The sequence below is a fragment of the Lacicoccus alkaliphilus DSM 16010 genome, from assembly GCF_900142805.1.
Lineage (GTDB): Bacteria > Bacillota > Bacilli > Staphylococcales > Salinicoccaceae > Lacicoccus > Lacicoccus alkaliphilus.
In genome coordinates this window covers 318,932-340,343 of record NZ_FRCF01000002.1, presented here as the reverse complement: position 1 = coordinate 340,343, position 21,412 = coordinate 318,932, and the positions used below count along the sequence as shown (strand labels likewise).

The 21,412-nt window shown below is 48.0% G+C and carries 21 protein-coding genes and 1 other RNA gene; 20 read left to right on the top strand and 2 right to left on the bottom strand.

The window, feature by feature from the left end; translation table 11 throughout:
- Nucleotides 1–11 precede the first annotated feature (11 nt).
- From BUA12_RS01820 to nth, 5 genes are all read left to right on the top strand, one after another.
- The gene (locus BUA12_RS01820; protein ID WP_072707728.1) at nt 12–2,528 is read left to right on the top strand and encodes a helicase C-terminal domain-containing protein; all 2,517 of its coding nucleotides are present in this window, start codon (nt 12–14) and stop codon (nt 2,526–2,528) included.
- Between the two features lie 43 nt (nt 2,529–2,571).
- Nucleotides 2,572–3,759 (top strand): pyridoxal phosphate-dependent aminotransferase, encoded by a 1,188-nt coding sequence (locus tag BUA12_RS01815; RefSeq protein ID WP_072707726.1) that lies wholly within the window; start codon nt 2,572–2,574, stop codon nt 3,757–3,759.
- Nucleotides 3,760–3,761: 2 nt separating this feature from the next.
- A complete protein-coding gene (gene asnS, locus BUA12_RS01810; protein WP_072707724.1) occupies nt 3,762–5,051 on the top strand; it encodes an asparagine--tRNA ligase in 1,290 nt (429 codons plus the stop codon).
- An 80-nt stretch (nt 5,052–5,131) separates the two neighbouring features.
- Nucleotides 5,132–5,746: a DnaD domain-containing protein gene (locus tag BUA12_RS01805; protein WP_084669818.1), complete on the top strand. Its 615-nt coding sequence runs from the start codon at nt 5,132–5,134 to the stop codon at nt 5,744–5,746.
- Entirely contained in the window at nt 5,739–6,413 is a 675-nt protein-coding gene (gene nth / locus BUA12_RS01800) for an endonuclease III (RefSeq protein ID WP_072707720.1), read from the top strand. Before BUA12_RS01805 ends, nth begins: the two co-directional genes overlap by 8 nt.
- Before the next feature lie 55 nt (nt 6,414–6,468).
- Here nth and BUA12_RS01795 read toward each other — a convergent pair whose 3' ends face one another.
- Both BUA12_RS01795 and recU read right to left on the bottom strand, forming a co-directional pair.
- Complete coding sequence (locus BUA12_RS01795; protein ID WP_072707718.1) at nt 6,469–8,964, bottom strand: transglycosylase domain-containing protein; 2,496 nt, start codon at nt 8,962–8,964, stop codon at nt 6,469–6,471.
- A complete protein-coding gene (gene recU / locus BUA12_RS01790) occupies nt 8,964–9,572 on the bottom strand; it encodes a Holliday junction resolvase RecU (RefSeq protein ID WP_072707716.1) in 609 nt (202 codons plus the stop codon). Before recU ends, BUA12_RS01795 begins: the two co-directional genes overlap by 1 nt.
- A gap of 92 nt (nt 9,573–9,664) precedes the next feature.
- Between recU and BUA12_RS01785 the strand changes: the two genes are divergently transcribed.
- The 15 genes from BUA12_RS01785 (at nt 9,665) to BUA12_RS01720 (ending at nt 21,410) form a co-directional block, all read left to right on the top strand.
- Nucleotides 9,665–9,991: a DUF1798 family protein gene (locus BUA12_RS01785; RefSeq protein ID WP_072707714.1), complete on the top strand. Its 327-nt coding sequence runs from the start codon at nt 9,665–9,667 to the stop codon at nt 9,989–9,991.
- A complete protein-coding gene (locus BUA12_RS01780) occupies nt 9,988–10,530 on the top strand; it encodes an SLOG family protein (RefSeq protein WP_084669816.1) in 543 nt (180 codons plus the stop codon). The genes BUA12_RS01785 and BUA12_RS01780 overlap by 4 nt, the downstream gene beginning before the upstream one ends.
- Nucleotides 10,531–10,541: 11 nt before the next feature.
- Nucleotides 10,542–10,868, top strand: a complete 327-nt coding sequence (gpsB, locus tag BUA12_RS01775) for a cell division regulator GpsB (RefSeq protein ID WP_072707712.1) — start codon at nt 10,542–10,544, stop codon at nt 10,866–10,868.
- A gap of 10 nt (nt 10,869–10,878) precedes the next feature.
- Nucleotides 10,879–11,266: RNase P RNA component class B (rnpB, locus tag BUA12_RS01770), an RNA gene on the top strand.
- A gap of 99 nt (nt 11,267–11,365) precedes the next feature.
- Entirely contained in the window at nt 11,366–12,487 is a 1,122-nt protein-coding gene (locus BUA12_RS01765; protein ID WP_072707710.1) for a THUMP domain-containing class I SAM-dependent RNA methyltransferase, read from the top strand.
- Between the two features lie 3 nt (nt 12,488–12,490).
- On the top strand, nt 12,491–15,865 hold the full coding sequence (locus tag BUA12_RS01760) for a dynamin family protein (RefSeq protein WP_072707708.1): 3,375 nt from the start codon (nt 12,491–12,493) through the stop codon (nt 15,863–15,865).
- A complete protein-coding gene (locus BUA12_RS01755; protein ID WP_072707706.1) occupies nt 15,866–16,693 on the top strand; it encodes a sulfurtransferase in 828 nt (275 codons plus the stop codon).
- Nucleotides 16,694–16,705: 12 nt separating this feature from the next.
- Nucleotides 16,706–17,578 carry a 5'-3' exonuclease gene (locus BUA12_RS01750; protein ID WP_072707705.1) on the top strand — a complete coding sequence of 291 codons (873 nt, stop codon included), beginning with the start codon at nt 16,706–16,708 and terminating at the stop codon, nt 17,576–17,578.
- Between the two features lie 9 nt (nt 17,579–17,587).
- Nucleotides 17,588–17,983: a ribonuclease HI family protein gene (locus BUA12_RS01745; RefSeq protein WP_072707704.1), complete on the top strand. Its 396-nt coding sequence runs from the start codon at nt 17,588–17,590 to the stop codon at nt 17,981–17,983.
- A 60-nt stretch (nt 17,984–18,043) separates the two neighbouring features.
- Nucleotides 18,044–18,217: a zinc-finger domain-containing protein gene (locus BUA12_RS01740; protein ID WP_072707703.1), complete on the top strand. Its 174-nt coding sequence runs from the start codon at nt 18,044–18,046 to the stop codon at nt 18,215–18,217.
- A gap of 11 nt (nt 18,218–18,228) precedes the next feature.
- On the top strand, nt 18,229–18,516 hold the full coding sequence (locus BUA12_RS13165; protein ID WP_245772722.1) for a NifU N-terminal domain-containing protein: 288 nt from the start codon (nt 18,229–18,231) through the stop codon (nt 18,514–18,516).
- A gap of 17 nt (nt 18,517–18,533) precedes the next feature.
- A complete protein-coding gene (locus tag BUA12_RS01735) occupies nt 18,534–19,340 on the top strand; it encodes a virulence factor (protein ID WP_245772721.1) in 807 nt (268 codons plus the stop codon).
- A gap of 1 nt (nt 19,341) precedes the next feature.
- Entirely contained in the window at nt 19,342–19,779 is a 438-nt protein-coding gene (locus BUA12_RS01730) for a BrxA/BrxB family bacilliredoxin (protein ID WP_072707702.1), read from the top strand.
- Between the two features lie 186 nt (nt 19,780–19,965).
- Nucleotides 19,966–20,919 (top strand): thymidylate synthase, encoded by a 954-nt coding sequence (locus tag BUA12_RS01725; RefSeq protein ID WP_072707701.1) that lies wholly within the window; start codon nt 19,966–19,968, stop codon nt 20,917–20,919.
- An 11-nt stretch (nt 20,920–20,930) separates the two neighbouring features.
- Nucleotides 20,931–21,410: a dihydrofolate reductase gene (locus BUA12_RS01720; protein ID WP_072707700.1), complete on the top strand. Its 480-nt coding sequence runs from the start codon at nt 20,931–20,933 to the stop codon at nt 21,408–21,410.
- Nucleotides 21,411–21,412: the final 2 nt, after the last annotated feature.

Genomic DNA, 21,412 nt, shown 5'->3' with positions numbered 1-21,412 from the left:
GGTGATATTTAATGATTAATCAAAAGTTCGCTGTTGTCGATCTTGAAACATCCGGCAACAACGTGAATAAAGACAGCATCATCCAACTCAGCATAGTCTTCATCGATAAGAGGGAAGTCACCGGCCAGTATACGACGTTTCTGGGTGACAGGACCGAGCTGTCGGTGTTCATCCAGGATCTGACCAACATAGATGGTGATATGCTCAAAGGCGCTCCGTTGTTCAGGGAGGTGGCCCGTGAACTGTATGAAATGCTGCAGGGCCATGTCTTCGTCGCCCACAATGTGGACTTTGACCTGACGTTCCTTCAAAATCATTTCAGGCACTGCGGCCTGGACTATTCACCGCATTTGACACTGGATACGGTCGAGCTGTCGAAGATCTTCCTCCCGGCTGAAAATAGCTTCCAGCTCGCCGAAATCACTTCGAAAATCGGAATAGAACTATCCAATGCACACCGGGCGGATGAAGATGCGCTTGCCACAGCCAGACTCCTGCTGTTTTTATTCGAAAAGATGGTAAATACGAACAGTGAGACGCTGAAGCAGCTCTATCATTTATCCAAACATTTGAGGTTCAGCCTTGCCGACCTGATCTTCAGCATCCTTTCCGAAGCGGAACTGGAAGCTCCCCCGCAGAATTTGAAAAGATATAATGACTTTTACATCAACCGGACCGATGTATCCACACATGAACTTCCCCAATATACGGTCGGGGAACTGTACGATCGTTACATCGAAGTGACCGGGGCGGAGTACCGGGCAGAACAGCTGAAGCTTGCGAATGAGATCTTCAGCCATTTTGAAAACGGGAGGCATCTTGCTGTCGAAGCATATACCGGAATAGGGAAAACAGGTGCACTGTTGATCGCAGCCATCAGCTTTCATTCCCTTTATCACGAACAGGTGCTGGTTTCCACTTCCAGAAAAATCCTTCAGAACCAGATGGTCAACATTGAACTGGACAGACTGACCCGCGCATTGGAGCTGGACATGGCATTCACCAATTTCAAGGGACGGGAGAATTACCTCGACTTGAACGCGGTGAGTGCACTCCTGGAAATGGAAGATAATAACCCGGAAATCATCCTCCTCAAAATGAGGCTGCTGACATGGCTGCTCGAAACGGAGACCGGAGATTTATCTGAAATAGGCCTGCGGGGACCGGAACAGGCGTATTACAAGACGATGCTCATCCAGACCGGGAGAAGGGAACGCCATTACTACTTCTCCCTTGCACTTGAAAAGGCGAGGCGGGCTCCGATTGTTTTTACGAACCATTACTTCATACAGGATTGTCTGGAACAGCTGGAGGGTGTGAAATATATTATCGTGGATGAAGCGCATCAGCTGAAAAATGCCCTGGATCAACGCACGGAAACGGAATATACTTATCAGGATATGAAGTTTTTTGTCGGACAGATCGGTACACCGAGGCAGAACCGGCTCCTCAGTTCATATATCGAGAATAATGATTTCAGACATGCTTATCTGCTTGAAGATCTGATGGGAAAACTCAATGATCACGTCGATATGCTCTTCAATGCCATCCAGGCGAAGAATCTGAAGAGCGCCGGGAACATCATAGATCGCGCTCTGGAATTCTGTTCAATATTCCTCGGTACCATACGGGGCACTCATTCATACCAGCCGCTCTATAACCATATACATTATTTTTCCGTGACCTTATCGGACCTCGCCCGCGCATTTGAAAAAGAAAACTATCATATTCATCATGACAGGAACATTCAAAGGCTGAAATTCATCGTCAGGAAGCCTGCATTCTCGCTGTTTTCAAAAACTCATGATATTCATTCCCTGATCATGATGTCAGGGACGCTGGAAGTGAAGGGCGCGTTCAAACATCTGGATGGTGTGTTCAACGGCGAGGCTTTCGACACCGCCATCATAAGCAACGAAGCGCTGTTCAGCAATACGAGGCTGTTCATACCAGACGACATACCAGCCTTCGACCAGAATGACGATGAGTATATATACGCAATGCTCGATTACATGTCGATGTATTTAAGCGAGACGGAGAGTAAGCTGCTTGTGATCTTTTCAAGCTACGAACTGTTGAATAAAGTGTACGAACTGACGAAGGAAGTCGAATTATTCGATGACTTCATCGTCCTCAGGCAAAACCGTACCGTCTCCCCGGACAAGCTGCTGATGCAGTATAACCAGCTTGACAATGTGCTGTTGCTTGCAACTTCCAGCTTCAGCGAGGGCATCAACATCGAAGGGACGGATGACAAGTGCATCATGCTGTCCAAGCTGCCTTTTCCGGTGCCGAAAAATGATGGTTTCCAGTCGTTTTATACAGACGATCTGCCCCAGGCGGTATTCCAGTTCAGACAGCTGGCCGGCCGTGTCAAAAGGAATACACAAGATAAAGGCCTCATCCTTCTGCTGGATGACAGAATACTGTACAAGCCGTACAGGAATGCTTTTTTGAAGTACTTCCCCGAAGAAAATATCATCAACGGCTCACGGAAGGCTTTCAAACGGTACCTGGGTGATTTATAATTGTAATGATCTAATATAATTTGTAATGAAAAGGAGCAGAAATATGGAATTATCTCAGCGTGTTCAAAACTTGACGCCAAGTCAGACACTGGCCATCACTGCAAAAGCGACGGAACTGAAGGCGCAGGGTGTCGATATCATCGGTCTCGGCGCAGGAGAACCGGACTTCAACACCCCGGATGAAATCATTGGGAAGGCCTTTGAAGCCGTAAAAGACGGGGCTACAAAATATACACCTGCAGCCGGCATACCGGAGTTGAAATCAGCCATTTCAGAAAAGATGATGAGAGACCATCAGCTCGAATATGAACCGGCCGAAATCTTCGTGGCTTCCGGTGCCAAGCATGTACTCTACAACGTCTTCCAGGCATTGGTTGATGAAGGTGACGAGGTCATCATACCGTCACCATACTGGGTGAGCTACACGGAGCAGGTCAAGCTTGCCGACGGCACACCCGTGCTCATCCATACCGACGAATCGACTTCCTTTAAACTCACACCGGAGCTTCTGAAGGAGAACATCACTGATAATACAAAAATACTCATGCTGAATTCACCGAACAACCCGACAGGAATGGTCTATTCTAAAGCGGAGCTTGAAGCAATCGCAGAAGTCGTACTCGATAACGACCTCATCGTCGTGGCCGATGAAATTTATGAGGTGCTCGTCTATGATACGGAACATTATTCAATCGCTTCCGTGAGCGAGGAGATGAAGGCCCGCACGGTAGTGATCAACGGCGTCAGCAAATCGCATGCAATGACCGGATGGAGAATCGGCTATGCATGCGGCGACAAAGCATTGATCAAAGGACTGACCGGTCTTGCAAGCCAGTCCACATCAAACCCTGCGTCACCCTCACAATGGGCTGCAGTCGCAGCTTACGGGATGGATGAAGGTTTCCTGACTGAATTCAACGAGACTTTCAAAGACCGCAGGGATCATGCCTACGCGCTCTTGGAGGAAATACCCCATACGACGTGCATCAAACCGGACGGCGCATTTTACCTGTTCCCGAACTTCAAGGCGTGCACGGTGAAGATGGGATACGAAACAGTCGACGATTTCGTCAAGGACCTGATTGAAGAAGCACATGTGGCAGTAGTGCCGGGCTCGGCTTTCGGCCTGGATGATAATATCCGTATCAGTTACTCGACGAGCAAGGAAATGATGACCGAGGCGATGACACGCATGAAAAATTTTGTTACTGAGAGGTTAGAAGGAGTTTAAGGATGAAGATCACAATAAAGGAATCACCAAAGTATGAAGGTCAGGAAGTTACAATAGGATGCTGGCTGCTGCAGAAACGCGGCAGCGGAAAGCTGCAGTTCCTGCAACTCAGGGACGGCTCCGGATTTATGCAGGGCGTGGTGGTCAAGGCAAACGACGAAGAATTATTCGATGTGGCCAAAGGTCTGAACCAGGAGACGTCCATGTATGTCACCGGACTGATCAAAAAGGACGAGCGTTCTTCCTTCGGTTATGAGATGGAAGTCGGCAAAATCGATATCATCCATGAGGCGGAAGGGTACCCGATCACACCAAAAGAGCATGGGCCGGAATTCCTGCTCGATAACCGTCATTTGTGGCTCCGGTCAAGGAAGCAGCATGCCGTCATGAACATCAGGAACCAGATCATCAAGAGCACGCATGACTTTCTCTTCGACAACGGTTTTAAAAAGATCGACTCACCCATCCTGACCAACAGTGCACCGGAAGGGACCACCGAATTGTTCCATACGAAATATTTCGATGAAGATGCTTTCCTTTCACAGAGTGGACAGCTTTATGCAGAGGCTGCGGCGATGGCACATGGTAAAGTTTTCACCATGGGACCGACGTTCAGGGCCGAGAAATCGAAGACCCGCCGTCATCTGATAGAATTCTGGATGATCGAGCCGGAGATGGCCTTTTATGAGCATGACGACAGCCTGGAAGTGCAGGAACAGTATGTGGAGTATATCGTGCAGAACGTGCTGGAGCATTGCAGGTTCGACCTCGAGGCTCTCGGCAGGGAGACTGCGGTACTCGAGCAGATAAAAGCACCGTTTCCACGCATCACGTACACCGATGCAATCGAGCTGCTGCATGAAAAAGGCTACGATGACATCGAGTGGGGCGAGGATTTCGGTGCACCGCACGAAACGGAAATCGCAAATCACTATGATAAACCGGTCTTCATCATCAACTATCCGAAAGCGATCAAATCATTCTATATGGAAGAGAACCCTGAAGATCCAAGGACGGTATTGTGTGCGGATCTCATTGCACCGGAAGGTTATGGTGAAATCATCGGCGGCAGTGAAAGGATCCATGACTATGACACATTGAAACAGCGCATTGAAGATTCAGGGCTCAGCACCGATGATTACGAGTGGTATCTGGATCTCAGGAAATACGGCAGTGTACCGCATTCAGGTTTCGGTCTCGGGCTGGAAAGGACGGTCGCATGGCTGTCCGGTGTCCAGCATGTGAGGGAAACTTCCCCGTTCCCTAGATTGCTGAACCGTCTGTATCCTTAATATGAAATAGCAGTATAATGGCAGTGTGTTGCAATTCAATTGTGCACACTGCCATTTATTAGAAAGTGGGTATTACCGTGATGGATAAATATATACGCAACATCACTTTCCCGGTCAATAAAATCCTTTTTGACCATTACAGTGCGCTCGGACTGGATGAAAGTGAGCTGATCATACTGATTAAACTGATGCAGCACCATTCGGATACAAGACCGCTCCCCGATATCACACAATTGATCGAGGGGACGACCCTGTCCGGCAAATCCATCAACATGATCATTCAGCAGCTGATCAGTAAATCCTTCATAGAAATATATAATGAGACCACCGGGGACGGGCACAGGGAAGTTTTGAGCGTCGCACCTGCATATGAAAAGGTCGCCGCTTTCATCTCCCCCGATAAGAACGATGTGAAGGATGAGCATCAGATACAGGAATTGTTTTCATTCGTCGAAAACCTCTACGGCAGGGCACTGTCACCCAGTGAATTTGAACGGATGAACAGCTGGCTTTCAGATTCCAATTATTCGGTGGATATGATCAAGGAATCGGTCAATCTCGCCTATAAGAACCAGATCACATCGCTGCAGTATGTGGAACGTATTTTAAATAACCTGAACCGCACGCCGCTTGAACCGAAAAGGGAGCGCCCGCCGGTCAGGAATTGGCTGAAAGGAGAGAGTCTGGATGATTAGTGGTAAAAAAACCGTTGAAATGCTGGATGTCATCGATGAATTGTTCCCGGATGCAGAAGCGGAGCTCGTCTACAGCAACAATTTCGAACTGACGATCGCCGTGCTGCTGTCCGCCCAGGCCACAGACAATCATGTCAATAAAGTCACAAAAGAACTCTTCAGGAAATATAAAACACCCGAGGATTATGTAGCCGTCCCACTGGAAGAGCTTCAAAATGACATACGATCCATCGGCCTGTACAGGAACAAAGCAAAAAACATCCAAAAACTCTGCCGGGATCTCCTCGATAAGTTCGACGGCATCGTGCCCGGCAATTATGATGACCTGGTGAGCCTTGCCGGAGTCGGACGCAAGACGGCGAACGTGGTGCTGTCCGTGGCCTTCGATGTCCCGAGGATTGCTGTCGACACCCACGTCGAGAGAGTGAGCAAGCGCCTCGGCATCGCACGGTATAAGGACAATGTCACACAAGTTGAAGAAACACTGATGAAGAAGATTCCCGAAGAGAGATGGAGCAAAGCGCATCACCAATTGATATTCTTCGGCAGGTATCATTGTACGGCCCGCAGCCCAAAGTGCGGGACATGCCCGCTTCTGGATGAATGCAGGGAAGGACAGAAGCGTATGAAGCGGAAAACTAATGAAGAAAGCACAGCTAAAAAGTGAATGATTGCATAAAAAAGGACCGGATCATTAATTTTGATCCGGTCCTTTGAATATTTTACGCAGCGTCATCTTCCGCTTCTTCAGTCGGCTCATCGGTGTTACCCTCTGATTCATTGCCGTCACTGCCTTCTTCCGGAGATGATTCATCAGGGGCGGTTTCGTTCCCCTCATCATTCGAACCCTCATCCTGATTCGTGCCCTCGGATTCTGAGCCGCTTTCCTCAGCAGGCTCTTCCCGTACAGGCACTTCATTGACTTCCTCCTCGGTCACAGGGTCTTCAGTGACCGGTGTATCTTCGACTGCTTCCTCCTGTGGGGGGTCATTTTCGGGAGCCTGCCCGTTGTCCTCATCATTGCCGCCGGTGCCCCAGCTCCAGTTCCAGGTGTTGCCGCCGTTATCGCCATCGTCACTGCCGCCATTGCCACCGCCGGTGGTCCCGGAGCCTTCCTGGCTGTATTCTTCAAAATCCTCACTGCCTTGAACGGCAAGTTCACCGTTATTCAGTCTGAGCACACTGTCGGGCTGTTCGAAGTCCTGCCCGTTGTATGTGCTGATGCTCTGCATGATGTCCCTGAAGAACCATTGCGGGGTGATATGTTCATCCGTACCTACGAAAGAAGTCTCACCACCATCCCTGGTCGCTGTAAAACCGGTCCAGACGCTCATCGTATACTCGGGTGTGTAACCCACTATCCATGCATCTTTGGCCGCATTGTCCGGCAGATTCTGCTCTTCACGCAGTTCCCTCGTGTAGGATGTGGTCCCTGTCTTGGCAGCGATGTTCAATCCATCCATGCGGATATAGTCGGCGCTGCCATATGGCTCAAACGTATCCTTCAGTATATCTGTCAGCATATAAGCGGTATAGTCCGCCATGACCTGGTCGGAATCATGTTCGAATTCGACCAGGTCGCCTTCACCCGTGACGACATGCCTGACTGCGTGCGCTTCATTGTATTCCCCGTTATTACCGAGTGCAGAGTAGGCTTCTGCCATCTGCAGCGGTGTGAACATGGAATCCCTGCCGCCGAGCACATCATTGAATGATACTTCGTAGTCGCCTTCGCCGATGGTGGAGTAATCAAAACCGATTCCTTCAGCAAATTCCCGCGGCGCATCATTGCCAGCTTCATCTTTGACGATTTCATAGGCTTTGACCGCAGGGATGTTATAGCTCCTGCTGAGTGCCTCGCGGATGGTCACCTGTCCGTGATTCTGCATATCATAATTGTAGATGCTGATATGATCCAGACCTTCCGGGGAATAAGAGTACTCATCCTGGATCCTCTGATCCGTACGCCACTCAAGTTCCTCGATTGCCGGACCGTAAGACATGAAAGGTTTCATCGTCGAGCCGACGTTTCTCGGTACAAGGGCCTGATTGTGGTCGACCACTTCCTGGTAATCCCTCCCGCCGGAAATCGCGATAAGTTCACCTGTCTGTGTGTCCAGTATCGTCGATGCGATATCAAAATCATCACTTTGGAATTTCGGGTTGTAATAATAATCCCTGTCATCCGTCAGGTTCTGCAGATTTCTCTGGATCCCTGCATCCATGTTCGTATAGATTTCTATGCCGCTCGCCATCAATTCACTGATGTCCGCATTCGTGAAGCTGTCATGGCTGGAAATCTCATTCTTGATGAAATTGATGTATGACGCATACTCCGGATCATCGGGTTCTGTCGATGCCCTGTCCTCATCGCTTCTGTCCACCAGGTTTGCGTAGACATCAAGATTCTGCGCTTCCTCATATTGTTCCGGGGTGATGCGTTCATGCTCGTTCATCAACCTGAGTACGATGTAAGCACGGTCCTCGCCGCGGTTCTCATCAACATACAGGTTGTATCTGTTCGGCAGCTGGGGGAGACCGGCAAGGTAGGCCGCTTCCATCAGATTCAAATCATCGAGTTCTTTATCGAAATAATAAAGGCTCGCTGTCCTTATACCGTAAATGCCATCCGAGTAGTAGATTTTGTTCAGGTACATCTCCAATATCTCATCTTTTGAATATTCCTGCTCCAGCCGGTAGGCAAGGTATGCTTCCTGTGCCTTCCTCTCGATGGTGGTTTCCTCGGTCAGGAACGTCCTTTTCACGACCTGCTGGGTGATTGTGCTTGCACCTTCGGAGCCGAAGCCGTTGAACACATTGCCGACCACTGCCTGGGCGAGTCTCCAGAAGTCGATTGCACCATGCTCGTAGAATCGGTGGTCCTCGACCGCGAGGACCGCATCGACCACGCTGTCCGGCACATCTTCGATCGCAACCGATTCACGTTTCTGGCCCTGATACACCGTGGTCACGAGTTCATCGTTCCGGTCATAAATCTGTGCAGGCACGGGGTCGCGCAACTTCTCTTCGCTGAAAGCCGGAGCCTGCGAGGCATAATAGGCGAACAACATGGAACCCAGCACGAGAAAAATCAATCCGATTAAAACAGTCAGGACGATGATGCGTTTTATGATTGATTTCCTGCTCAGCTTCTTTTTCGTCTCGCCTTTCTTTTTACCGGCCTTCGATCCGGCTCTTCTTTTATAGTCTTCTTTCATTAAAATTCTCCATTCCGAAAATAAATTTCATCCACCGCTTTCAGATAATCGATGCGGGGGTTTAATCCTTCTTTGAGGAGATGACTGTCAGTCCTGACATCTTCAATTGAGATGGACATCTTTTCATCGTTCAAAAACCGCTCCCAATGAACATGGAATTTCCCGATCGGCATCAGATAGGTTTCATCAAGTGTTGAAAATCGGATGATCAGAAAAACGATGCCGCCGTGCGCCCTGCACTGTATCATATGGTCCACCTGGTGGGCATGGATGTTGATCAGGGGGAAGCGGGTTTTATTTTTGGTTTCCTTCGCTTCAAAATCAATGTATCTGCCTTTGTATATGCCGTTATAGTCACTGGTGGAAGGTGTCTTGAAATATGCTTCGTCGATCTTCGCCCGGTTTCTGGATGGATAATCCACGTTGACGATCTGCACCGGGGTCGGTTTCTTATGAATGACTGCACGCGATATCTTTAAATAATGATCATTTGTAATATCGAGGTCTTTCTCCAGGGTCATGCCGCGCTGACCGTATTTCACTTTCCTGCCGGACCCCTGGCGGACATTCCGATATTGTCTCGGCTTGACGCCTTTAGGATATTTCATGTACATCGCCTTTCATTATAATATATGTCATAATATTATACATTAATTAACACACAGGAAACCAATCAATAATTATAAGGAGTGTGACATTTTTGTCAAGAAATGAACAAGCCTCAACATATCGTCAGTTGATGGAAAATATATATGAGAGGTATCAGAGTGCTCTCTCGGGATATGAATATGACTTCAGGACCGAAGTGGAGCCATTTTTGAATGAGAACAAGACACTGGCCCTGGATATACTGGAATTTGATACGGATGCAAGGTTCCATTATAACACGCGCGAAAAAATGTCGTCAGAACTGATGGAATTGCTGATGTCCTGCCACACGTCCAAATTCAGGGAAAGGCATTTTTACGAAAAGTATAAATTCATCAACATGTGGCTCAGGCATGCAGAGAAAGAGGGATTGATGTGAGGGTGCTGATCAGCGGATACCGGCCGTATGAACTGGGCATCTTCAAACCGGATCAGAAGGAAGTGACCGTGCTGAAAGCCTTCATAAGGTCCAAGCTGCTGGAATATATAGATGAGGGCGCGGAATGGTTCATCATCCAGGGGTATACAGGTATTGAACTGTATGCAGCAGAAGTCATCATCGAACTTAAAGAGGCACGGTACGATATCAGACTCGGTGTGCTCATGCCCTTCCACCAGTTTGACGACCGATATAATGAAGTGGATCGGGAAACGCTCAATAAAGTGCTTGCAGAAAGTGACTTTAAGGATTATATTTATAAACAGCCGTACGCCAATCCCGGTATGTTCAAACACATCAACCAATTCCTCATCTCCAATACCGACTGCGCCCTCATCTTCTTCGATGAGGAAGCAGAGGCTAAAGTGCGGTTTCTTTATAACACAATACTTGAATTTTCCGAGAAAAATCCGTATAATATTGAAAGAATACAATTTGATGAGATCAACAGTTTCATCGATACCGGGTTTGAAGATTAAGAGGTGAGGCGATGAGTGAGACAACTTTAAAATTGTCCGCGAAAGACATATTTGAAAAAGAGTTCGAAAAGTCCATCAGAGGTTTCAAACCGCTCGAAGTGGACAGCTTTCTGGATGATGTCATCAGCGACTATCAAAAGATGGCGGATATGAACAACAATGTGAAACGGCTGGAAGAAGAAAATGCCCGCTTGAAAAAAGAGGTTGAAGAATTAAGGATAAGACTGGCCACCAGCTCCCGGTCCCAGGAGAACCAGACTCAAAATCATCAAATCGATATTTTGAAGCGGTTGTCCAGCCTGGAGAAGAAAGTTTTCGGCCAGTCCAAAGTGAATTGATCGAATACGGTATGTCGGATAATCGCTATATCATAGAAGATATAGAGGAAAGTCCATGCTCACACGCACCTGAGACGGGCGTAGTGTTCGTGCCTGACGAAACAATAAGTCAGGGCAGTACGTGAATAACGGCTGACGGCTGTGAAATAACCTAAGTTGACGATATGGTTAGATTAGCTGTAAAAGTGCCACAGAGACGAGCTTATCATGAAAATGATAAGGTGGAACGCGGTAAACCCCTCGAGTGAGCAATCCAAACAAGGTAGGAGCACTTTCTGACGGGAATTCAACCTGATGAGAGATGCTGCAGATGCAGTATAGACAGATGATTATCACCAATGTGCGAGTGTGACTAGTACACGTCTGTAGCACAGCGGTACAGAACATGGCTTACAGACATACCGGACTAGAAACAAGCTCTCCATTTTGATGGGGAGCTTTTATTTTATATAATCAAATTGACGGAATTATAATATGAGGCATGTGGAGGACAAATTATGAATTTTAAAATGCTAGCCAATACACCGATGGGCCTTGAGAGGGTCGTCGCAGATGAAATCGAATCACTGGGATACGATACACGACTTGAAAACGGCCGTGTTTATTTCGAAGGGGATGAGACGGCGATCGTCAGAAGCAACCTGATGCTGCGGACGGCGGACCGGATCAGGATCATCATCGGAGATTTCCATGTGACGACGTTCGATGATCTGTTCGAGAAGACGAAGGCGCTGCCATGGTCGGAAATCCTCGGAGCGGACGCGGAGTTCCCGGTGACCGGCCGTTCCCATAAATCCACACTATACAGTGTGCCCGACGTGCAGCGAATCGTCAAAAAAGCGGTGGTTGAACATTTGAAAGATGCATTCAGTCTGAGCGGCAAACTGAGTGAGACCGGGGCGCGTTACAAGATCGATGTCAACATACTGAAAGACCGTGCGGTGCTGACCATCGATACGAGTGGTGATGCACTGCATAAAAGGGGCTACAGGCGTGAGCAGGGCGAGGCACCCATCAAAGAGACGCTTGCAGCAAGCATGCTGAAACTTGCCAATTACGACGGGACGAATCCGCTTTACGATCCTTTTGCAGGTTCCGGGACCATTGTCATTGAAGCGGCGATGATGGCAATGAACATCGCCCCGGGTTCAAACCGTACATTCGACAGTGAAAAATGGGACATCATCCCCGAAGCGCTGTGGGAGGACACACGGATGAAGCTCGAAGAAGAAGCGTTGTACGACAGGGAAGTGGTGATACGCGCATCCGACATCGATCCGCATATGATGGAAGTCGCAAAGACGAACATCCAGGAGATCGGCCTTCATGATGACATCGACCTTTCCGTCATGGACATTCATGACTTGACGATCGGCCATGATAGAGTCCAGGTCGTCACCAACCCACCTTACGGCGAGCGCATCGGAGAGGCAAAAGCCGTCGAGGAAATGTATCGTACCGTCGGCAGCCTGATGACCCGCCATCCGGATATGAGTGTCTACCTGATGACATCGAACAAGGAATTTGAACATATCGTCGGGAAGAAGGCGACAAAGCGCAGAAAGCTGTTCAACGGCTACATTGAAACGACCTTTTATCAATACTGGGGGCAGCGGTAGATCGTGAATGAAGATTACAAGACTTTAAATGTACTCTACAAACTGAAAAAAGAGATTCTCAAGTCCGACAATGAGACGCTTGTCTCCCAGATAGACCATGCGATATTGAAGGCGTATAAGGAACAGCTCGTCTTCTCATTCATCGGACATTATTCGGCGGGGAAGTCCTCACTGATCAACCATCTGCTTGAAGCAGAGATTCTGCCGTCCTCACCTGTACCGACCACGAGCAATACAGTCGCCGTGCAGATCGGCGGGGGTGATGAGATCAAAGCTTTCCTGAACCAGTATCAGTATGTCCCTGTGGCGGACTATGCGAAGCTGCGTGATTTGAATACGCGTGATATCGATATCAGTGCCATCAACATCGATGTGGCGCATGAAGATTTCACCATGAACACAGTGCTCCAGGATACTCCGGGTGTGGATTCGAACACGGACAGCCACCGGGAGTCCACAAACCGCTTCCTGCTGAACAGTGACCATATCTTCTTCACAGTCGAGTACAACCATGTGGAGAGCGAACATAATATGTCACTGTTGAAGGAGCTTTCCGTGATGAACATCCCCCTGACACTGATCATCAATCAGGTGGATAAACATGATGATGATGAATTATCCATGGACACTTTCCTCTCCAGGATAAAGAACACCCTGAAAGACTGGAATATTGCACCCGACGACATTTTCACGACGAGCATATATCCATGCGAGCATAATGAGGTGGATAAGCTGAAAGCATTCATCCACAGCCGGGAAGCGGACAGGCAGCATCTGCTGGAAGCATACTTTGAAAGGATCACCGGAACGATAGAAGGTGAACAGGTCGAGTATCTCAGTGCAGCACTCGATGCGCTGAGAATCCCCGGGGAAGATGTCGATATTGAAGACGTTGAGGCGGTGAAGTCGCATATCCGGTTTTTGAACGGTGAAATCGAGAAGGTGAAGGTGGAGGCCCTCCACAGTGATGATGCAACACTGAACAGCCATGTCAAAGAAGCGGTCAGGAAAATCGTGCGGGACAGTTATATATTCCCACACGAGGTCAAGGAGGCGATCACCCATTACCTGAACATCCTTGCAGGGGAAGTGAAGGTGCCCGGACTTTTTGGCAAAAAGAAAAAAGAGGAAGCGATGCTCCGGGAAGCGGTGGATGATATCCGGGAAAAATTTGATGCCGTATTCAAGACCGAAGTGAATGCACCCATCAACAGCCTGTTCGGCAGTCTGGGGCTGACAGGGGAGCCCTTCAAATATGAATTCAATGAGGACCTGCTCATAAAAGAAGAGATTGGCCACCTGAATAATCAGTTCATCCTGAACTACATGGATAAATTGAAAGCATCGATCGTCAATGATGTGAGCGGGAAAGTGCAGAGCCATATGCAGAACCTCGTAAAATCCGGCACCGGCTCCGCCCAGGAGGAAGAAGCATTGAAAGATGCTCTCGGGAGATTTGAGGAAATACTTACGCTTCTCAGCCTGATCGATTCCATCGAAACGAAAAGCTACCGCCATTTCTTCATACATCTGGATGAAGAAATCGAAAAGTTGAACCTGACAGAAGCAGTGGAACTTGAAGGTGGAAGCGTCAGATTACCTCAAGCAGCCGGGGACGCGGGACATTACAAGTTCAAGGGCGCAGACGATGAGGACCTCGGGTTTTATCATAAGCTTGCAGCACTGATTGAAGACAATGAACGATACAGTGATTTCCACACCATCATCAAAGAGAAGCTTGCACGCATAGAAGAAGGCAAAGCCAACATCAGTGTATTCGGGGGATTCAGTGCCGGTAAGACGACCTTCATCAACGCCCTGATGAACGAAGGACACCTTGCGATGAGTCCAAACCCGACCACGGCGACGATTACGGAAATCAATGATGCACCTTCCAGTGCACTCACTTATAAAAATGAATCAGAGCTGACGGACACTCTGGGCATGCTGTCGAATCTCCATTATGATTATGTCGAAGACTATTTCAAATGGATAAAGAAAGAGCGCAGCAATGTGCCGGAAACTTATAAACCCTTCCTTGACGGTATATTGAACAAATACGGTGAATATAAAGCTGATCTCGGGACGACGAAGGACATCGGCACCGATGCACTGATCAGCAGGGTGAGTTCCGACGAGGATGCGACATTCATCCATAAAGCATATGTCTCGCTTGAAAATGAAATCACAGAAAAGTACACCCTGGTCGATTCGCCGGGCATCAATTCCATCAACCAGAGACATACAAAAGAAACGAGGAACATCATCTCAGGCAGTGACCTGATCATATATGTCTCATATTACAACCATGTCTTCTCAAGAAGCGATGAAACGTTTTTAAAATATGTCCAGTCGATCAAGGGTGAGGATTTCCCGATCATCTTCATCATCAATGCCGTGGACCTCATGAAAAATGAAGCGGATAAGGAGAAGGTCATCGATTACATGTCGGATGCGTTGATCTCCCTCGGCATCACGAATATGATCTTCCCGGTTTCAAGCAAACAGGCGCTGGAGTCTCATGATGAGGATTTCGAAGAGGCGAAGAAGAATATATTCGACATCACGGATCAGCTGTCCATGTCGGTGCAGATCCAGTCCTTGAAGGAAGCCTGGCGCCAGCTCGCTTCGAACATCAACAGCAATATACGCCAGTACGAGAATGCCGATCTTGAACGGACGAGGATCGAATCCGCAAGACAGTCGCTTCTCCGGGACCTCGCGGACTTCAGCGCATTCCGCCTGGAAAGCCCTCTGCACCAGGAAATCGGTGTGCTCCTCGCATTCATCAGCAGACGGTTCGAGCTGCAGCTCTATGATCATCTGAAAGGCATGATCACGGTATCCGATGCACAGGACAAACGGTTCCTCGTGAAAAAGGAAGCGTTGATCAAAAGCAATATTGAACAGTTCCTGACCATTGAAGTCAGTACAGTGTTCAACGCCGTCTACCGGCAGGCTGAAATGGAAATGCTGCAGGACATCACCCAGTTCAATGAAAGGCTGTCGGATGCCAGCATCAGCCGGGCATTCGTATTCAATGGACCGGCGGAAGATGAACCTGAAATCAGCATAACGACTTCCGGCTTCGACGAATATTCCAAACTGCTGCATCAATCGAGAAATGATCATAAAGCATTCAGGGACAGGCTTCTTGAATTCGCAAAAGATATCAGCGCCCGTCTTGACATCGACCGTCTGGAAGAACAGATGAAACGCCTTGTGAACGATTATTTGACTCTCATACAGGATGATATCGCCGCCCAGAAGCCCGAAATAGAAGGTGCTCTCAAAACACCGCCGGCGGTCATTGTAGAGAGTGATTATGAAGCGGATAAAGTACTGCTCGAATCATTAAGCAGATTAAAGGATGATTAGATGACTATAATGAATCTTGAAACCATTGGACAGCTGAACAGGCAGGAAACCATCCTCCTGGACTGCCGCAATATCATGGATCAGTTTGGTGAATCGGAAAGACTTGTTCAAAGGGATGCGGTGGAATACGCCGTTCATATCCCCCAGATGCCGTTTATGTTCAAGTTCGACGGCCTCAATGAAGGTCGGCACCCGGTTCCTGAGATGAGTGTGGTGGATGCGCTGTATGACAGTCTCACCGAAAGCGGCCGGTATGATGTTTTATTGTTTGCCGATGAAAACAGCTTCTTCCATACCCGATTATATTACCTGTTTCTGCTCTATGGTCATAAAGCCTATTTATACAATGATCGCCTGGCTGCCCTGAAGGGGTCGGGGGAGGAATTCCGGGAGATCGATGTCGATCTTCCGATTCAGTTCGAATCCACGGAGTCTTCATTCAAAGAAGACATTTACCGGTCGATGGAAGAAGTACAGGAACGCCTGGATGATAATGTACTGCTGATTGATGTCAGGAATGAGGAAAGGTATCTCGGCATATCCGAACCGGTGGACTATAAAAAAGGACACATCCCGGGTGCTGTCAACATACCGAACGGGAAGATCCATGCAGAGGGTGTCATCGACTTCGGGGCCCTTGATGATGTCATGGAAAAGTTCAGGGCGTATGAAGAAGTCATCGTCTACTGCGGGTCCGGCATGAGCGCGACCCCGATGTTCACACTGCTCCACCACAAAGGCATCAATGCAAAATTATACGCAGGCAGTTTCTCGGAATGGATCACAGATGATTCCAATCTGATTGAAACTGCACCAAATATACTTTAAGGACTTGGTCAAATGACTGACAAAACACTTGTGATCGACGGGATGGCATTGCTGTTCCGCCATTTCTACGCTACCAGCTTCCGCAATCAATTCATGTACAACAATAAAGAAATTCCGACCAACGGGATACAGGGCATGATCCGTCATACATTCAAGCTGGTCGAACTCACACGTCCGGAAAACCTCGTCGTGACATGGGATATGGGGAGGGAAACGATCCGTAATGAATGGTATGAGGATTATAAGGCGAACCGTGAAGCACCGCCCGAAGAAATGATTCCCCAGTTCGACTATGTCAAGGAGATCATCCATGATATGGGGATATATCAGCTTGGCATTCACGGGTATGAAGCGGATGACATCATCGGCACCCTGGCAGATAACTATGATGACCTGCTCATCGTCAGCGGGGACCGGGATCTCCTCCAGCTTCTCGGGGGCAGCAATGAGATCTGGCTGACAAAAAAAGGGTTTACTGAATACAGGCATTATACAGAGCGTGCTTTCAAAGAGGAGTATGCCATCGCACCCTCGCAGTTCATCGATGTCAAAGCCCTGATGGGGGATACAGGCGACGGATATTTTGGTGTGAAAGGCATAGGTGAAAAGACTGCACTCAAACTGATCCGTGAATATGGCAGTATTGAGAATTTGATTCAAAACATCGATGCGCTGAGCAAGGGCGTCCGGACCAAAATCCTGAATGATATGTCTTCCCTTCAGATGTCCTACAAGCTTGCCAAAATCATCACCGATGTCGATTTCTCACACGATGAATATTTGAAGCACCGAAGACTCACACTGGATAAAGGACAGATTGAAGAGGCCCTCATACGTCACGATCTCAGGATCACCCGCAAGTATATGGATACATTAAACATTTAGGAGAATATCATGGCACTGATATATATCGATGCGGCAGCACGTCAGAACCCTGCGTATGCAGCCGGTGCTGCAGTCATCAAGGAGGAAGGCAGCAGGCTCGAGTTCACCTTCGACCTCGGGGTGGTGGATAATCATGAAGCGGAATGGGCGACGCTTGAACTTGCGCTGGATGAAGCGGTACGCCATGGCATCAATTCCGTCATCATCCATACCGACTCGAAGATCATCACCGACAGCTTCGATAAGCAGTATGTGAAGAATAAAAAATACCGGCCTTATTTCGACAGGATCCGGTCAGCCACGGATGATTTCGATTTATTTTTAATCAGCCATACACCAAGGGAGAGGAACAGATCAGCCGACCGCCTGGCTAAAAAGGCACTTTACGAATACACCAGGGAATGATGAAAGTCATTCCTTTTTTTATATAGCCGTATTCTGTATAATTGATGCAGGAGGTTTGAAATGAAAGAAAAAACCTTATTAAAAATCAACCAACTTGAAGAGAAGTACTGCCATGGCTGCCTGCTGAAAAAAATGAACAGGGAGCAGGGAACCCGTACGAGCGCCCATAAATTCTGCATCACCGAGTGCTCTGTGGGGCTGAGGATACGGAGTCATGGAAATCAACTACAATAGGAGGAATATCAATGGAAATCATAAGAATCGAACCAACGCCGAGTCCGAATACAATGAAAATCACTGTGAGCGAGGAAAAAGGTGATATGAAATCAGCAACATACAGGAAAGTTTCTGAAGAGAATCCAGATTTCATCAATAAGGTGCTCGAGCTCGAAGATGTGACCAGCGTATTCCACGCAATGGATTTCATTTCGGTGGATAAATCACCTAAAGCCGATTGGGAAGAGCTGATCCCTGAAATAGAAAGTACGTTCAGCTCCGACGGTGATGACACGGAAGTAAAAAAAAACCAGTAAATGATTCATATGGTGAAGTGGATGTACAGATACTGACTTTCAAAGGCATCCCTTACCAGGTCAAGTTGAACGATGGAGAAGAACACAGACGTCAGCTGGATGACCGGTTCATCAACGCTGTCGCCGAAGCGACACTGCCCGAAGACAACATCATAATGGGCCGCAAATGGGAAAAGATCCCGACGCGTTACGGCACACCGGAAGAAGTGTTCGCTGAGGTGATTGAAGAGGTCAATGCTCTTCATGACGATGAAACCCTGAAGGAAATGGTGTCTGAGGCGAAGAGCAAACAACCGCCGAAGCCTAAAGCTTACCGCAAAGTGAGCATCGAAGAATTCAAGGCAGCGGCCGACTGGAAAGAGAGGCTCAGCCTTCTTGACCATATGGAGAACCCTGACAAAGATGACTATGAACTGTTGTCGCTTGCCCTGCAGGATGGAAAGATGCAGGTGCGCAGGACAGCCGTTTACCTCCTCGCCATGATTGAAAACGGAGAAACGCTGCCATATCTGAAAATGGGACTCGAAGACAAAGCCGTACCGGTCAGAAGGACGGCCGGGGACGGCTACAGTGACCTCGGCCTGAAAGAGGGGCTGCCGGATATGTATCCACTCCTCGATGACGCAAGTCCCATCGTGCGCTGGCGTGCTGCAATGTTCATCTATGAGGTCGGGGATGAAGAGAGTCTGCCTCATTTGTATGAGTACAAGGAAGATCCTCAGTATGATGTCAGGCTCCAAAAGGAAATGGCGATTGCAAGGATAGAGAAAGGTGAGGCTGCCATGGGCAGTGTCTGGAAACAAATTCAGGAAAGGGAGCGATGATTTGAACCCGTATGAAGAGTACATGAAAGAAGTTGCAAAACCGATGCGCGAAGAGCTCACGAACCGTGAGTTCAAAGACTTGACCACACCGGACACGGTGGATGAATTCATGAATTCACTCGAGGAAGATGACACAGCATTCGTCGTCATCAACAGCGTATGCGGTTGTGCTGCGGGCCTTGCACGTCCCGCAGCGGTTACTGTTGCAGAACAGAACCCGATAAAACCGACACATAAAGCCACTGTATTTGCCGGCCAGGACAGGGAGGCGACTGAAAAGCTGAGGGAATTCATCAGTGAACCGCCATCCAGTCCCTCGTATGCACTGTTCAAAGGCCGTGAACTTGTCCATTTTATGCCGCGCGAACAAATTGAAGGCCGGGACATCAACGATATAATGATGGATTTAAAAGAGTCATTTGATCAGAATATATCATAAAAAAACCAGGAATCTTCATTCCCGGTCATCATTTCAACTATTCTGTTATACACAGTGAGGTGAACCATGCTGCCATCAGAACGAGGCCGATCGAAAATACCATCTCCATAATCAACACTCCAAATAATCAATTTATTATCATATTCAATTATATATAAGTCTGGTGAAAAAGAAAAGAGGGGTAATATGAATAATTTTGACAAGGTATACCATGACCTGCTTGAGCGCATCACAACAGAAGGTTCTTTCAAAGATGACCGTACCGGCACAGGCACGTATTCAGTGTTCGGTCATCAGATGCGTTTCGATTTAACCGAGGGGTTCCCTTTACTCACTACTAAAAAAGTCCTGTTCAAAATGATAGCGACGGAATTGATCTGGTTCATACGGGGTGATACGAACATCAGATTTTTACTTGAGTACGATAATAATATCTGGAACGAGTGGGCCTTCAAAAAATGGGTCGAATCAGAAGAGTATGAGGGCCCGGACATGACGGATTTCGGCCGGCGTGCACTCGAAGATGAAGACTTCAATGCACTTTATCAGGCAGAGATGAAGCAGTTCAAGGAACGTGTCCTGGGGGATGATGAGTTCAGCCGTATGTACGGCAGTCTCGGCAATGTCTACGGTAAGCAGTGGAGGGACTGGGTCGGTCCGGACGGTGAATCCATCGATCAGCTTAAAAATGTGATTGAAGCCATCAAGACGAACCCGGACTCAAGGAGGCATATCATCACGGCATGGAATCCCGCTGAGATCGAATCGATGGCGCTTCCGCCATGCCATTCCTTCTTCCAGTTTTATGTCAAGGACGGCCGGTTGAGCCTCCAGCTTTATCAGAGGAGTGCGGATGTTTTCCTTGGGGTGCCTTTCAACATCGCCAGTTACTCATTGCTCCTCCTGATGGTGGCAAAGGAATGCGGGCTAGAGGCCGGTGATTTCGTCCATACGATGGGTGATGCACATATATACGCGAATCACCTTGAGGCGGTCGATAAGCAGCTTTCCAGGAAGAGTTTCGAACCCCCGGCACTGAAGATCAACACTGATGCCTCAATTTTTGAAATCGATTATGAAGATTTTGAAGTGGTCGACTATGAATCACATTCTTATATCAAGGCACCTATCGCAGTATAGACAGGAGGACGATTATGGTATCTTTAATAGTTGCACACGCCAACCAGAATGTAATCGGGTTCAACGGTGATATGCCGTGGAGCCTGCCCGCCGATTTGAAGCGATTGAAAAAACTGACCGAAGGCAACACCATCGTGATGGGCAGGAACACATTGGATACATTGGGGAAACCTCTTCCCAACCGTAAAAACGTTGTGTTGACGCGCAACGAGGAATTCGTTTCCGAAGGCGTGGAAGTCATCCATGACATCGAGGAAATTAAAGATCTTGAAGGTGAAATTTTCATTTTCGGTGGCGCAGATGTGTATGAACAGACGATGCATCTTGTCGATGAAATGTATATCACCAGAATTCATGAAACTTTTGCAGGGGACACCTTCTTCCCTGATTATGATATAACCGAATGGGAAATCGTGGACATCACCCCGGGTGAAGTGGATGAAAAGAACAAATATGCACATGAATTCCTTCATCTTAAAAGAGAGCTTTAGAA